3 protein-coding genes are annotated in these 16,240 nt (G+C 71.9%); all 3 read left to right on the forward strand.

The genetic code is table 11. The features are described 5' to 3' along the window. Positions 1 to 23 precede the first annotated feature (23 nt). The 3 genes from V6Z91_RS10305 (at position 24) to V6Z91_RS10315 (ending at position 16,219) form a co-directional block, all read left to right on the forward strand. Complete coding sequence (locus tag V6Z91_RS10305; RefSeq protein WP_338770028.1) at positions 24 to 1,286, forward strand: hypothetical protein; 1,263 nt, start codon at positions 24 to 26, stop codon at positions 1,284 to 1,286. A gap of 136 nt (positions 1,287 to 1,422) precedes the next feature. Further along, the gene (locus V6Z91_RS10310; protein ID WP_338770031.1) at positions 1,423 to 12,213 is read left to right on the forward strand and encodes an amino acid adenylation domain-containing protein; all 10,791 of its coding nucleotides are present in this window, start codon (positions 1,423 to 1,425) and stop codon (positions 12,211 to 12,213) included. A gap of 10 nt (positions 12,214 to 12,223) precedes the next feature. Beyond that, positions 12,224 to 16,219 carry an amino acid adenylation domain-containing protein gene (locus V6Z91_RS10315; RefSeq protein WP_338770034.1) on the forward strand — a complete coding sequence of 1,332 codons (3,996 nt, stop codon included), beginning with the start codon at positions 12,224 to 12,226 and terminating at the stop codon, positions 16,217 to 16,219. The last annotated feature ends 21 nt before the right edge of the window (positions 16,220 to 16,240 follow it).

A 16,240-nucleotide genomic window follows, 5' to 3' on the forward strand; every position in this document is an offset into this window, starting at 1 on the left:
AACCCACCACCAACGAGGTTCACATGCGGTTTGCTCTGATAGTGCTGGCCACCCTGGCGGCCAGTACGGGGGACGTGTACGCCCGCGATCCTGAATATGGTGCCGACCTGGTGCTGTTCAGCTCCCTGTACGACGTGCGGGGAGACAGCAGCTTCAACCCTGGCAACCTGCTGGCAGGCCTGCCGCGCATGGAGCACGGTGCCCAGGCCAGGATGCGCTGGCGCATGGAAGGCGAGTACGGTGTGCTGGCCATCGGCCCGCGCGTGACGTTCAGCAAGGCGACCGGCACCAATGCGGCCGCCGGCGACACGCGCGACACGAAAGCCTACCTGCAGAACTGGCTGGTGGAAGGGCGCCTGGGGAACGTCGATGTGTTCTACAGCCGCGAACTGATGTTGTGGGGGCCGTCGCAATTCGCCTCGCCGTCGAACCCGTTCTTCATCGAGACCAACCAGGTGAACCCGTTCACGGAACTGCCGTCGCGCGATTTCGTGGGTGCCCGCTGGCGCATCGACGACCGCAATACCGTGGCGCTGGTGCGCAATGTCGACGAAGGGCGCGACCGCGAAGTGCTGCGGCCGTTCAGGCAGGAGACGGCGCTGCGCGCCGACCACGTGGCCGACGCGTTCGCCGTCGGCGCCGTGGCCTCCTGGCGCGCCGGCCGGAAGCAGTACGGCGCGTACGGCCAGTGGACCGTCAACGATGCCGTGCTGCTGTACTTCGATGCCGCCACCTTCCGGGGTTCGCGCCGCCTCGTGGCCCTCGCGCCGGAAATCGCCGGGGACTGGCAGCTGGCCACCCGCGGCGACGACCGCAAGCGCCACTACGACGTGCTGGTGGGCGGGTCCTACACCTTCGCCGGCGGCAGCTCGGTGAACCTGGAATACCGCCGCAACACGGAAGGCTACACGGCGGCGGAGCGGGAAGGGCTCAATGCCTTCGCCGTCGCCCAGGCGGACCGGTTCCGCGGCAGCGATCCCCTCGCGGCCGGCGTCGCGGCCGGGCAGCTGGGCGCGGTCGTGCAGCCGTACGCCCGCACCTACGGGCGCGACACCGTGTATGCGCAGTACGTCAACCGCAGCATTGCCCCGGGCACCAGCCTCGTCGTGCAGGTGAGCTACGGATTGAATTCCCACGACGGCAGTACCACCGCGGTGATCTCGCACGACCTGAGCGACCGCATCAAGCTGGCCGCCAACCTCACCGTGCCGTTCGGCTCCCGCGCCGGCGACACCCGCCGCTACCTGGACAGCGTGCTGTTCTTCGGCATGACGGCAAGTTTTTGACAACAGGAGCGCCTGGCAAGGCCCTCGGGGCAAGGCGCGGCGTCGACGACAGTACGGCTGTACTGCGAGACGCTGCAACGCAGCAACGAGGGTTTTGCCAGGTGCTCCAAAACGACAGGGGTAGACGAAGATGAACATGCTTGACGACCGCGCGCCGCGCGACCTGGTGGACCTGCTGCAAAGCCAGGCCGCCCGGTTGCCCGACTTCCCGGTACTGACTTACCTGCGGGACGGCGAGGAAGCCGCCGCCACCGCCACTTTCGCCGAGCTGGACAGGGAAGCGCGCGCCATTGCCCAGGCGCTGGCCGCCACCACCGAGCCCGGCGACCGCGTGATGTTGCTGTACCTGCCGGGCATGGAATTCACCAGCGCGTACTTCGGCTGCCTGTATGCGGGCCGCATCGCCGTGCCGCTGCCGCCGCCGCGGCCGGCCCGCCTGCAGCAGACGCTGGAAAAGCTGCTGGCCATCGCCGCCTCGGCCGCGCCGCGCGCCGTGCTCACCACGCGCCTCCTGGCCGACAAGGCCGCCGAATGGTTCGACGCGATGCCGGCCCTGCGCGAGATGGCCTGGATCGCCAGCGAGGAAGTGGACATGGCCCGTGCCGCCGACTGGCAGCGCCCCGTGATCGACCCGCAGGGCGTGGCCTTCCTGCAGTACACATCCGGCTCCACGGCCCTGCCGAAGGGCGTCATGCTCACGCATGCCAACCTGCTGGCCAATACCGAGTACTTCGCCCTCGGCTGCGCGCACGGCCCGCATTCGAGCTTGCTGAACTGGCTGCCGCCGTTTCACGACCTGGGCCTGATCTACGGCCTGCTCACGCCCGTGCGGCTGGGCATCCGCGGCTACATCATGCCGAATGCCTCGTTCGTGCAGCAGCCTTCGCGGTGGGTGCGCGCGATCAGCCGCTACCGCATCACCCACACGATGGGGCCGAATTTCGCGTTCGACCTGGCCATGAAGAGCGTGACGGCTGGCGAGCTGGCGGAACTGGATCTGTCGTGCTGGCAGGGCGCGTTGAACGGCGCGGAACCGGTGCGCATGGAAACGATGCGCGCCTTCACCGAGAAGTTCGCGCCGGTGGGCTTTCGCGCCAGCGTGTTCAACCCCAGCTGGGGCCTGGCGGAAGCGAGCTGCATCGTCACCGGCAGCCACCTGAAGGGCACCACGAGCCCCAACGGCCTCTACGTGGATGCGCGGGCGCTGGAGATGCACAAGGTCGAGGTGCGCCCCGGCGGACCGGGCGCCACGTGGCTCGCCTGCAGCGGCTACCTGATCGCCGACACGGCACTGGCGATCGTCGATCCGGCCACCCGCACCCGCTGCGCGCCGGATCGCGTGGGCGAGATCTGGGTGCGCAATGCGGCCGTGGGCGCCGGCTACTGGCAGAACCCGGAACGTAGCGAGGAAACGTTCGGCGGCCGGCTGGCGGCGCAGTCGTCCGATGATGGGCATCGCTGGATGCGCACCGGCGACCTGGGCTTCCTGCACGAGGGCCAGGTGGTCATCGCCGGCCGCATGAAGGACGTGATCATCATCCGCGGCCGCAACCACTATCCGCAGGATATCGAGCACACGGTCGACGGCGCGCATCCGCTGCTGCGGCCGGCCGGCGCGGCCGCGTTCGCGGTGCCGGTGGGCGGCGAGGAGCAGTTGTGCGTGGTGGCGGAAACCGACCGCCGTTTCAACCCCGAGCGGGATACCGAGGACGTGCTGGCGGCCATCCGCCGCGGCATCGCCGACAGCCACGAGCTGAAGGTGGCCGGTATCGCGCTGATCCGCCAGGGCACGATTCCCAAGACGACCAGCGGCAAGGTGCAGCGCCGCGCCACCAGCGCGATGTTCCTGGACTGCACCCTGGAAGAAAAGGCGGGCTGGCGCAGCCCGGCACTGCTGGCGGCCCGACAGGCCGCCATCACGGAGGAAGCGCTGCCGGCCGACGCCGCCCGCATCGAAGCCTGGGTACGTGGACGTGTCGCCGAGCTGGCCGGGGTGCCGGTCGAGGCGATCCGCCCCGAGCGGGCGTTTGCCGACTGGGGCCTCGATTCGAACGACGCCGTGCGGCTGTCCGGCGAACTGGAACGGGAGCTGGGCTTGACCCTGCCGACGACGCTGCTGTTCGATCACCCGACCCCGGCCGCCGTGGCGCGGCACCTGGCCAGCCTGGCGGCGCCCGCCGCGGCGGAGCAGCCCGCAACTGGGGCGACCGATGGGGGCGCCGCGCGGGACGATATCGTGGTCGTCGGCATGCACGGCCGCTTCCCCGGCGCGCCGGACCTGGCATCGTTCTGGCAACTGCTGCGCGACGGGCGCCGCGCGGTCGGCCTGCCGTCGGCGGCGCGCCGTGCGCTCGGCGCCGAGGGCCACGCCGGCTGGCTCGATGACATCGCCGGCTTCGACGCCCCGTTCTTCCATCTGGCCGCGCACGAAGCCGAGCGCATGGACCCGCGCCAGCGCCTGCTGCTGATGAGCGCCTGGCATGCGCTGGAAGCGGCGCGCATTCCGCGCGAACAGCTGGCCGGCAGCCGCACCGGCGTGTTCGTCGGCATCAGCGGCCAGGAATACGGCCACCGCGTGCTGGAGGACACGGATGGCGGCCATGCCGCCACGGGCGGCGCCAACAGCATCGTCGCCAACCGGCTGTCGTACTTCCTCGACCTGCGCGGCCCCAGCCTGGCCATCGACACGGCGTGCTCCTCGTCGCTGGTGGCGCTGCACATGGCGTGGCGCAGCCTGAAGGATGGCGAATGCGATACCGCCATCGTGGCCGGCGTCAACCTGCTGCTCGACGAGCGGCTGTCGGCCACGCTGCGCCGCGCCGGCATGCTGTCGCCGACCGGCGCCTGCCACAGCTTCGACGCGGCGGCCGACGGCTATGTGCGCGGCGAAGGCGTCGTCACCGTCGTGCTGCGCCGGCGCGACATGGCCGAGGCGGGCGGCAACCCGGTGCTGGCGCGCATCGCCGGCAGCGCGATCAACCAGGATGGCCGCAGCTTCGGGCTCACGGCGCCGAACGGCAACGCCCAGCAGCAGCTGGTGCGCGCCGCGCTGGAGGCGGCCGGCATCTCCGGCGCCGCCGTGCAGTACGTGGAAGCGCACGGCACCGGCACCGCGCTGGGCGATCCGATCGAGTGGAGCGCGTTGAACGCCGTGGTCGGCGCCGAACGCCACGATGCCGGGCCGTGCCTGGTCGGCACCGTCAAGGCCAATATCGGCCACCTGGAGGCAGCCGCGGGCCTGGCGGGCTTCGCCAAGGCCGTGCTGTGCCTGCGGCACCAGCAGGTGCCGCCCGTGGCCGGCCTGGCGCAGCCGAATGCGAAGCTCGAGCGCGCCGAAGGCCGGCTGCGCCTGGCCGATGGCGCCCCGCCGGCCGCGCCGCTGCGCCATGTCGGCGTCACGTCGATGGGCTTCGGCGGCAGCAATGCCCACGTGATCCTCGCCGCCGAGCACTACGTGGCGCCGGCCGCGGCGCCGCTGCCGGTGGCCGTGCTGCCGGTGGGCGCGGAGTCGAACACCGCGCTGGGCGCCCTGTGCCGGGCTTATGCGCGACAGTTGCGGCAGGAGCCGGCGGCGCTGCACCAGCTCGCCCGCGCAGCCGCGGCCGCGGGCTCGGCAATGTCGCGGCGCGCGGTGGCCATCGGTAGCGATGCGGCCGACGTCGCCGCCCAGCTCGACGGCACCGCGCACCTGGCGCAGGGCGACGTGACGGGCCGCCCGGCGCCGCGCATCGCCTTCGTGTTCGGCGGGCAGGGCGCGCAGCAGGCCGCCATGGGGGCGGACCTGTACCGCCACCTGCCGGCCTACCGCGAGGCCTTCGATGCCGCGGCCGCCGCGTTCGCGCGGCATGGCTTGCCGGTCGGCGATCACCTGTATGGCAGCGCACCGCTCGATGGCGCGGCGCTGTCGCAAACGGCCCATGCCCAGCCGGCGCTGTTCGCCTGCGAATACGCGCTGGCGTGGACGCTGATGGCCGCCGGCATCCAGCCCGCCGCCGCCCTCGGCCACAGCCTGGGCGAGTACGTGGCCGCTTGCGTGGCGGGCGTGATCGACCTGGACGAGGCGGCACTGCTGATCGCCACGCGCGCCCGGCTGATGGGGCGCTGCACCGGCGGATCGATGCTCGCCGTGACCGGCCGCGTCGACCTGCTCGACGGCTGGTTGCCGCAATTGCCGGCCGAAGTGGAAGTGGCGGCGCTCAACGCGCCGGGCGTGGTGACGCTGACCGGCCCCTCGGCCGCGCTCGACGCCGCGCGCGCCGCCGCGCTGGCCGCCGGCTTTTCGGCGCAGCCGCTGCAGGTGGAAACGGCGTTCCACTCCGCGCTGATGGACCCGGTACTGAAGGAGTTCGGCCGCGTGGCAGGCGGCATCGGCTACCGCACCCCCGTTATCGCGCTATACGGCAACGTGCACGGCAAGCGCCTGCCGCAGGTCGACGGCGCCTACTGGGTCGAGCACCTGCGCCGCACGGTGCGCTTCGCCGACTGCGTGGCCGCGGCCCAGGAAGAGGGCAACGACGTGCTGCTGGAAATCGCCCCGCAGGCGGTACTGGCCGGCCTGCTGCGCCGCGGCGCCTCGCCCGGCACCGACGTGGTGTCCTGCGTAACTGGGGAAGGACTGCGCGGCGAAGCACTGCGCAGCCTGCTGGGGGCGCTGGGCCGGCTGTACTGCATCGGCGCCCGACCCGACTGGGCGGCGCTGCTCGGTGACGAGGCCGACCCGGCCATCGCCTTGCCGGCCTACCCGTTCGATCTCGCATCCCATTGGATTTCCCGTTCCGAGGCACCTGTCATGAATGCTCCCCACTCGCCGGTGGTACTCGCCCCGGCCACCTCCGCCAACAACAGCAGCGGCGCCGATGCGGCGCAGTGGTTGCACGCCACGCTGGCCGAACTGCTGCGCTGCCCGCCGGACGCGGTGGACACCCGCCGCAGCTTCCTGGAATCCGGCGCCGATTCGCTGGTGCTGACCGAGTTCGGCGGCCGCATCGAAGCGCGCTTCGGCGTGCGCATCGAACTCCCCGCGCTGTTCGAAGGGCTCGATACCATCGACCGGCTGGCGGGGCACCTGGCGCCGCATGCGGTCGCGGAACCGGTGGCAGTGCCCGAACCGGCCGCGCCGGCCGCTGCCGGCACACCCATGGCCGCCGCCGCGCCCGCACCCTCGGGCCACATCGATCAGCTGGCCCGCCTGTTCGAGCAGCAGCTGGCCACCCTGCGCGACGTGATGGCCATGCAGCTGGGCCAGGCAAAGGGCAATGCTCCCGCCGTGGCGCCCCAGGCGGCGGTGGTGCCGGCCGTGATGCCGGCGGCGGTTTTCGCCAGCGCCCCCGCCCCCGCCCCCGCCGCCACCGCCGCGCCGGCCCTCGACAGCCGCAAGCAGGCGCACATCGATGAACTGGCGCGCGCCTATATGGCGAAAACGGCCGGTTCGCGCGCCTATGCCGAGCAGTACCGCGGCGTGTTCGCCGATTACCGCAGCTCGCTGGGCTTCAAGCGCGCCACCAAGGAAATGATCTATCCGCTGGTGGTCGACCGCGGTGCCGGCAGCCACGTCACCGACATCGACGGCAACGACTACGTCGACCTCACCATGGCGTTCGGCTCCTGCCTGTTCGGCCACAATCCGCCGATGGTCGTCGAAGCGCTGCGCGGGCAACTGGCCGATGGCATCCAGGTCGGGCCGAAATCGCCCCTGTCCGGCCGGGCCGCCGAACTGGTGGCGCGCCTGACGGGCGCCGAGCGCGTGGCCTTCGCCAATTCCGGCACGGAGGCCGTCATGACGGCGATCCGCCTGGCGCGCGCCGTCACGGGCCGCAGCCGCATCGTGCGCTTCACCGGCTCCTACCACGGCCATTCCGATGCCACGCTGGCCAGCGCCGGCCGCGGCGGCGTGGAAGGCCAGCCGGGCGCGCCGGGCGTGCCGGCGTCGAGTGCCCGCGAAGTCATCATGCTGGAGTGGGGCACCGAGGCTTCGCTGCAAAAGATCCGCGAACTGGCGCCGGAAGTGGCGGCGATCATCGCCGAGCCGGTACAGAGCCGCCGTCCGGGCCTGCAGCCGAAGCAATTCCTGCAGGCGCTGCGCGGCATCGCCGACGAAGCCGGCTGCGCGCTGATGTTCGATGAAATCATCACCGGCTTCCGCCTGCACGCCGGCGGCGCCCAGGCCTGGTACGGCGTGCGGGCCGACATCGCCACGTACGGCAAGGTGGCGGGCGGCGGCATGCCGATCGGCATCATCGCCGGCCGTGCGCGCTTCATGGATGCGATCGACGGCGGCGCCTGGCGCTATGGCGACGACTCGGCGCCGCGCCAGCCGCACACCTTCTTTGCCGGCACGTTCTCGGCGCACCCGCTGACGATGGCCTCGTGCATCGCCGTGCTGGAGCGCATCGAGGCGGAAGGCGAGGCGCTGTACCGCACGCTGAATGGCCGTACCGCGCAGCTGGCGGCAAGGCTGAACGCGCACTACGCCGCCGCGCAATTCCCGATCCGCGTCGACCATGCCGGTTCGCTGCTGCGCTTCGTGTTCCTCAACAATTTCAGCGTGGAGTTCCAGCCGATCGAGGCGAACCTGTTCTTCTATCACATGACCTTGCGCGGCGTGTACATCTGGGAAGGCCATACCTGCTTCCTCACCACCGCGCACGACGATGCCGACATCGAGCGCATCGTCGCCGCCGCCATCGACAGCGCCAACGCCATGCGCGCCGGCGGCTTCTTCCCGACCGAAGGGGGCAACGGCATCGCGCCGCGCCAGGGCGAAGCCTCGGCCGACGAAGCCACGCTGGCGCTCGACGATTTCGCCCGCGCCGCCTTTGCCGAGGCGCTCGTGAAGCTGGGCTGGCGCGACAACGCGACGGAACCCGTGGTGCCGGCCCACGGACGGCTGCTCAACCGCATGCTGGAGCACCTTGGCACCGCGCGCGGCGATGCGCTGCGCCGGCTGGCCGCCACGCTGCCCCAGCGCCGCGCCGTGCTGCGGGAGCGCATGCCGGCCGCCATCGCCGCACTGGTGGACCGCTGCGGCGAGGCGCTGCCCGAGGTGCTGGGCGGCCGCCGCGAGCCGGTGGACGTGCTGTTCCGAGGCGAAGCGTTCGACTGGCTGACGCGCCTGTACGCCGAAGCGCCGGGCGCCGGCGCCGCCAGCGAGCAGCTGGTACAGGCCGTACTGGAGTGCGAACGGACCGCTGGCCGGCCGCTGCGTATCCTGGAGGTGGGCGCCGGCACCGGAACCGTGGCACGCCTGCTGCTGGCCAGGCTCGGCGCAGGCACCGATTACCGGTACACCGATGTGTCGCCCGCCTTCCTGGCGCGTGCCGAGCAAGAGCTGGCCGACCGCCGCGTGACGTACCAGCGCTTTGACGTCACGCGCACCGCGGCCGAGCAGGGGATCGAAGGTCCGTTCGACGTGGTCGTGGCCGCCAATGTCGTCCATGCCACGCCGGACGTGCAGGCCACGCTGGCCAACCTGAACGCCCTGCTCGGCGAAGGCGGCACGCTGCTGCTGCAGGAATGCACCCAGCCGCACGCCTGGCTCGACCTGGTGTTCGGCATCACCGAGGGCTGGTGGCAGCGGCAGGATACCGATATGCGCCCCGCCCATGCGCTGATGGCGCCGGAGCGCTGGCACGAGCGCCTGGCTGCCGCCGGCTTCGCGCAGCCGCGCACGCTGGTGCTGGCGGCCGGCCAGGCCGTGCTGCGCGCGCAGTCGGTGCAAAACGAAGCAGGGCGTGCGCAACCGGCGCACGACGAAGCAGGGCGTGCGCAACCGGCGCACGAGCTCACGCTGCCCATGTCCGAAGCGCAGCGCCAGATCCTCGTGCACCTGGAACTGGGCGACGCCATCGCGCCGGCCTACAACGAAGGCGCGCTGTTCGCCGTGACGGGCGATCTCGACACGCAGGCGCTGGGGCTGGCCTGGACCGCCGCCGTGGCGCGCCATCCGCTGCTGCGCGCCCGGGTGGCGCCGCAAGGCGGCCGCTTCGTGGTGCCGGCCGATGCGGCCGCCGACTTGCAACAGGTCGATTTCTCGATGCTGGGCGAGGGCGCCAAGGCGAGGGCACGCGACTGGATCGCCGTGCGCCAGCGCACGCCGCTCGACCCGCAACGGGGCCCGCTGGCCGGCGCCTGGCTGCTGCACCTGCCGTGTGGCGAGGCATGGCTGTACCTGCTGGCCCACCACCTGGTCATCGACGGCATGTCGTTCGGCCGCCTGGCCGGCGAGCTGTGGGAACTGTACGGCGCGCGGCGCGCGGGGACCATGGCCCGGCTCAAGCCCGTGCTGTCGACGGAGGCGGCTTGCCGCAAGCTGGACGAGATCGATCCGGCCGCCGCCGCGTACTGGCGCGACCGGCTGGCGCAATTGCCGCCGGCCCCCGAGCTGCCGACCGACCGCCCGCTGCCCGCCGTGCAGCACTTCGAGGCGGGCCGCGTGACGCTGCAATTGCCGGCGGCCATGCTCGACGCCGTGCGGCGCCTGGGCGCCGCTGCGCAGGCCACGCCCTTCATGACGCTGAACGCGGCGTGGCGCCTGCTGCTGGCCCGCCTGAGCGGCGCCGACCGCTTCGTCATCGGGGTGCCGGTTTCCGTGCACCCGGCAGCGGCGGCCGAATCGTACGTGGGCTTCGGCGTGAACGTGCTGCCGCTGTTCACCAGGGTCGTACCAGGGCAGCCGTTCACCGGCTGGCTGCGCACGGTGCGCGGGGAAGTGGCCGACGCGCTGGCGCACCGCGCCTTCCCGTTTGCCGACATGGTGCGCACGGCCGGCCTGGAACGCGACCCCACGCGCCCGGCGCTCGTGCAGGTGCTGTTCAACTGCGAGCCGCACGACGCCTGGCAGGGCGCCGGCGTGGCCACCCGCACCCTGGTGCCGCCGGCCACGCACACGAAGTACGAGCTGACGCTCGACGCACTGCTGGGCACGGAAGGCATCGAACTGGTGCTCACCTATTCGTCGGCCCTGTTCGACGAGGCGACGGCGCAGCGGATGTTGCGCCGCTATGCAGACCTGCTGGAGCGCGTCACCGCCGCCCCCGATCAGCCGCTGGCCGCGTTCGACGCGCTGCTGCCGGAAGAACGGACCGCGATTGCGCAACAGCCGGCCGTGGCGATGAACGAAGGCAGCCTGCACCGCCTGTTCGAGGCACAGGCCGCGCGCGTGCCCGACGTGGTGGCACTGCGCTGCGGTGGCGCGTCGATGACGTACGGCGAGCTGGACGCACGCGCCAACGCGCTGGCCCATGCGCTGCTCGCCCGCGGCGTGCGGCCCGAAGACCGCGTGGCCGTCTGCCTGCCCCGCACGATGGACCTGCCGGCTGCGCTGCTGGCCGTGCTGAAGGCCGGCGCGGCCTACGTGCCGGTCGATCCGGCCTATCCGGCCGCGTACATCGAGACGGTGCTGCGCCTGTCCGGCGCGGTGCTCGTGATCACGGCCGACGGCATCGGCGACGTGGCGCTGGGAACCTGTCCGCAACTGCGGCTGAGCGATGCCGCGCTGGCAGTGCCCGCGCATGCGCCCCGCGTCGACGTGGCGCCGCACCAGCTGGCCTACGTGATCTTCACGTCGGGCTCCACCGGCGAACCGAAGGGCGTGGCGATCGAGCACCGCACGGTGTGCACCTTCCTCGACTGGGCCGCCGCCGAGTTCCCCCTGGAGGAGCGGGCCGGCATGCTGGCCTCCACGTCGGTGTGCTTCGACCTCTCCGTGTTCGAGCTGTTCCTGCCGCTGGCGCATGGCGGCAAGGTGATCCTGGTCGATAACGTGCTTGCGCTGACGCAGGGCGGCGACTTCGACGACGTGACGCTGGTGAACACCGTGCCGAGCGCCGCCGCCGAGCTGGCGCGCCAGCACTGCCTGCCGCCGGCGGTGCGTGTGATGAACCTGGCCGGCGAAGCCTTGCCGCAAGTGCTGGTCGACCAGCTGCGCGCGCTGTGGCCGCAGCTCACCGTGTGCAACCTGTACGGCCCGACCGAGGACACCACGTATTCCACCTGGCTGCGCCTGGCGCCGGGCGAGGGCGGTGCCGTCACCATCGGCCACCCGCTGCCGGGCACCCGGCTCTACCTGCTGGACAGCGCGTTGCAGCCCGTGCCGGCAGGCGCGCAGGGCGAAATCTGCCTGGCCGGTAACGGCCTGGCGCGCGGCTACCTCGGCCGCCCCGGCATGACCGCGGAGCGCTTCATTCCCGACCCGCTGTCCGGCATTGCCGGCAGCCGCATGTACCGCACCGGCGACCTGGGGCGCCTGCTGCCCGACGGCACCGTGGAGTACCTGGGCCGCCGCGACGACCAGTTGAAGATCCGCGGCCACCGCGTGGAACTGGGCGCGATCGACTCGGCGCTGCGCGCCGTGCCGGGCGTGGAGGCCGGCGCCGTGGTGGCCTATGGCGACCCGCTGCGCCTCGCCGCGTTCTACAGCGCCGGCGAGGACCAGGACGACGCCATCCGCGCCGCGCTGGCCGCCAGGCTGCCGCGCTGGATGGTGCCCTCGTCGCTGCACCGGCTGGCGCGGCTGCCGCTCACGCCGAACGGCAAGACCGACCGCCGCGCGCTCGCCGCGCTGGCCGCCGCCGCGCCTGGGCAGGTTGCCACGGAATCCCGGCAGGCACCCCGCAACGCCGTCGAGGAAGACCTGGTGCAGCGCTTCGCCGCCCACCTGGGCCTGGCCACGGAGGCGGTGGGCATCGACGGCGATTTCTTTGCCCTGGGCGGCCACTCGCTGCTGGCCACGCGGCTGCTCTTCGACATCAACGAGCACTGGCACGCGGCGCTGCGCCTGTCCGACCTGATGACCCGCCCCACGGTCGCCGAACTGGCGCAGGCGTTGTTGGCCACCCTGGCCGCGCTGGCCGACGGCATGGACGACCTGCATGAACTGGTGGCCGAAGTGGCCGAAGTGACCGAAGTGGCCGACGATCCGGCGCGGTAAGGAGAAGCACATGGATATCATCGAAAAGATCGCCGGGCTGTCCCGTGCGCAAACGGATACGCTGCTGGCGCGCATGCGCGAGCGGCGCGAGGCGGTGGCGCGCGGGCAGGGCGTGCCCCGCCTGGAGCCGGATGGCGCGCGCCGCCGCAAGCCATTCCCGCTGACCGAGATCCAGCAAGCCTACTGGGTCGGGCGCCAGGGCAGTTTCGCGATGGGCAACGTGTCCGCGCACGGCTACCTGGAAGTGGAAGCGCACGGCGCCGACCTGGAACGGCTGGAGCGTGCCTTCAACCGCGTGATCGCCCGGCACGACATGCTGCGCGCGGTGGTGCAGCAGGACGGCAACCAGCGCATCCTGGCCGATGTGCCGTACTACCGCTTCAAGGTGGAAGACCTGTCGGCCGTGCCGGCGCCGCAGCGCGCCGAGCGCCTGGCCGCGCTGCGCAACGAACTGTCGCACCAGGTGCTGCCGGCCGATGTGTGGCCACTGTTCGAAATCCGCGCCACGCGGCTGCCGGACCGCGTGCTGCGCCTGCACCTGTCGCTCGACGTGCTGATCCTCGACGCCCACAGCTTCGACCTGATCAGCGCCGACTGGCAGCATTACCACGACCATCCGGACCACGAACTGCCGCCGCTGGCCTTCTCGTTCGCCGACTACGAGGCCGGGCTGCGCCAGATGGAGGCGACGCCCACCTTCCAGGAATCGCTGCAGTACTGGCGCAAGCGCATGGACGACCTGCCGCCGCCGCCGGAATTCCCGCTGGCGCGCAGCCCGGAGTCGATCGCCGCGCCGAAGTTCACGCACCGCAGCCTGCGCCTGCCGCGGGCGGACTGGGATGCATTGAAAAAGCGCGCCGGAGCGCTGCGCATCACGCCGGCCGCGCTGCTGCTGTCGATCTATGCCTGCGTGGTGCGGCGCTGGTCGCAGTCGCCCCGCTTCACGCTCAATCTCACGCTGTTCAACCGGCTGCCGTTCCATCCGGACGTGGACCGGCTGGTGGGCGACTTCACCACCGTCACGCTGCTGGCCTTCGACCTGTCGGCGCCGCGCGCCTTCGCCGACATCGCGCTGGGCGTGCAGAAGCAGCTGTGGCAGGACCTGGACCACCGCGCCGTCAGCGGCGTGCGCGTGCTGCGCGAGCTGACCGAGAAGAAGCGCGGCGCCGGCTCGGTGATGATGCCGGTGGTGTTCACCGGCGCGCTGAACAACGCCAACGACGGCACCGCCGAGGCTCCGCTCGACTGGGTGGGCCATACCGCTTACTCGGTGACGCAGACGCCGCAGGTGTGGCTCGACTGCCAGGCCGGCGAATACGGCGGCGACCTGGCGATCGATTGGGATAGCGTGGACGAGCTGTTCCAGCACGGCTTCGTCGACGCCATGTTCGATGCCTTCACGGGCCTGCTGCAACGCCTTGCCCGCGACGGCACGGCATGGCAGCATCCGCGCCAGGACCTGCTGCCGGCCGGGCAGGAAACGCTGATGGCGCGCGCCAATGCGACGGCGGCACCGGTGCCGGCCGGCCTGCTGCACGAGCCGCTGCTGGCGCAGTGCCGGGCCCGCCCCGACAGCCTGGCCGTGGCCGATGGCAGCCGCACGCTCACCTTCGGCGCGCTGTATCGCGAGGCGAACGCGCTGGCCCACGCGCTGTGCGCCCGCGAAGTGCCGACCGGCGCGCTGGTGGCCGTGATGCTGCCGAAATCGGCCGCCCAGGTGGTGGCCGTGCTGGGCATTCTGGAGGCGGGCGCCGCCTACCTGCCGATCGAGCCCAGCCTGCCGCAGGAGCGCATCGACGAGGTGCTGCGCCTCTCGGGGGCCGCCGCCGTCGTCACCGACACGGCCACGCTGGGCCAGCGCTCCGCCGCCGGCGTCGTCATCGAGCTCGACAGCCTGAAGCCCGGCGCGCCGCGTCCGCTGCCGCCGCTGCGCGCACCCACCGACCTGGCCTACGTGATCTACACGTCCGGCTCGACCGGCACGCCGAAGGGCGTGGCCATCGACCACCGCGGCGCGCTGAACACCTGCGTCGACGTGAACGCACGCATGCAGGTGAACGAGGACGACCGCGTGCTGGGCCTGTCGGCGCTGAACTTCGACCTGTCGGTGTGGGACATCTTCGGCGTGCTGGGTGCCGGCGGCGCGCTGGTGCTGCCGGCCCCGGAACATGCGCGCGAGCCGGCGCACTGGGCCGAGATCATGGCGCGCCACCACGTCACGCTGTGGAACACCGTGCCGGCGCTGCTGGACCTGTACGTGGGCTACCTGCGCGACGTGGCCGAGCGGCCCGACCTGCGGCTGCGCGTGGCGATGATGAGCGGCGACTGGATCTCGCTGGCACTGCCGGCCCAGATCCGCAGGTGGTGCCCGAACGCGGCCATCTACAGCCTGGGCGGCGCGACCGAAGCGTCGATCTGGTCGATCATCCATCCGGTCGAGCAGGTGGACCCGGCATGGCGCAGCATCCCCTACGGCCGGCCGATGCTGAACCAGACCTTCCACGTGCGCGACGCGAACCTCGACCATTGCCCGGTCGGCGTGCCCGGCGAACTGTGCATCGGCGGCATCGGCGTGGCGGTCGGCTACTGGAACGACCCGGCGCGCACGGCGCAGGCGTTCGTGCGCTGCCCGCACAGCGGCGATCGGCTGTACCGCACGGGCGACCTGGGGCGCTGGCTGCCGGACGGCACGCTGGAAATCCTGGGCCGCATCGATTTCCAGGTGAAGGTGAACGGCTACCGCGTGGAGCTGGGCGAGATCGAAAGCGCGATGAATGCGTATCCGGGGGTGCAGACGGCCGTCGCCAACGTAAGCGCCGGCACCGGCAAGGCCGGCCAGCTGCTCGGCTATTACGTACGCGACGATGACGCCGGCGCGGGCAAGCTGAAAAGCGTGCTGTCGCAACCGGGCCTGCGCCGCCTGCACGGTGTCGAGACGGTGCTGGGCGGTGCCGCGCCGCAAGGCATTGCGCGCCGCTCGACCCGCGTGTTCGCGGCCGACGTGGTGCCGCCGGCGGCCCTGGCACGGCTGCTGGAGCCGCTGCGCCAGGGCGGCGAGGACGGCATGCCGCGCTACCGCTACGCCTCGGCCGGCGGCCTGTACCCGGTGCAGCTGTATCTGCACATCACGCGTGTCGAGGGCATCGAGCCGGGCATCTACTACTACCACCCGGTGCGCAACGCGCTGCAGCAGGTGGCCGCGCACGTGGAGCTGGACATGGGCCTGTACCCGCGCCGCAACCAGCCGATCGCGGCTGCCGCCGCGTTCCGCCTGTTCCTGGTCGGCTCGCGCCAGGCGATTGAGCCGCAGTACGGCGCATCCGCCCAGCCACTGTGCCTGCTGGAGGCCGGCGCCATGAGCCACCTGCTGGAAGACGCCGCCGCGGCGGCCGGCCTGGGGCTCGTGCAGCTGGGCGGCTTCGACGCCGAGCGCGCGGGCGACCCGTTCGCGCTGGGTGCCGACGCGATGTACCTGCACATGCTGGCCGGCGGCTTGCCGGGCCGTGAAACAGCCGAGACGGACGCGCCGGTATCCCGGGCAGCTTTCGAGGAAGGCCTGCGCGCCCACCTGGCCCGCCGCCTGCCCGAATACATGGTGCCGCGCCAGTTCGTGCGGCTGGACAAGCTGCCGCTGTCCGCCAACGGCAAGGTGGACCGCAAGGCGCTTCCCGAGCCCGAAACGCGACGCGTCCAGGGCGCCTCCCGCGCCGGCGCCGCCAGCCCGCTGGCGGCCGAGATCTGCGCCTTGTGGGCCGAGGTGCTCGGCGTGCCGCAGGTAGGGCCCGAGGACAACTTCTTCGACCTGGGCGGCACCTCGGTGGACATGATCCGCATCCACACGCGGCTGCAACCGCGCCTGCCGCGGGAAGTGAGCCTGGTCGACATGTTCTTCGGCCACCCGACCATCGCCGACCTGGTGCGGCACATGGAAGGCAGCGCGGCAGGCACCGGCAACGCCAGCACCAGTGACACCACGCCGCGCGGCCGCCGCCGCCGGGCTCAATGAATCACGACATATTTTGGGGAA

Origin of the sequence: Massilia sp. METH4, from assembly GCF_037094685.1 — a bacterium.
Lineage (GTDB): Bacteria > Pseudomonadota > Gammaproteobacteria > Burkholderiales > Burkholderiaceae_D > Rugamonas.

Coding starts and splice junctions, on each gene's coding strand:
- V6Z91_RS10305 (WP_338770028.1), top strand. CDS start 24: ATGCGGTTTGCTCTGATAGTGCTGGCCACCCTGGCGGCCAGTACGGGG.
- V6Z91_RS10310 (WP_338770031.1), top strand. CDS start 1,423: ATGCTTGACGACCGCGCGCCGCGCGACCTGGTGGACCTGCTGCAAAGC.
- V6Z91_RS10315 (WP_338770034.1), top strand. CDS start 12,224: ATGGATATCATCGAAAAGATCGCCGGGCTGTCCCGTGCGCAAACGGAT.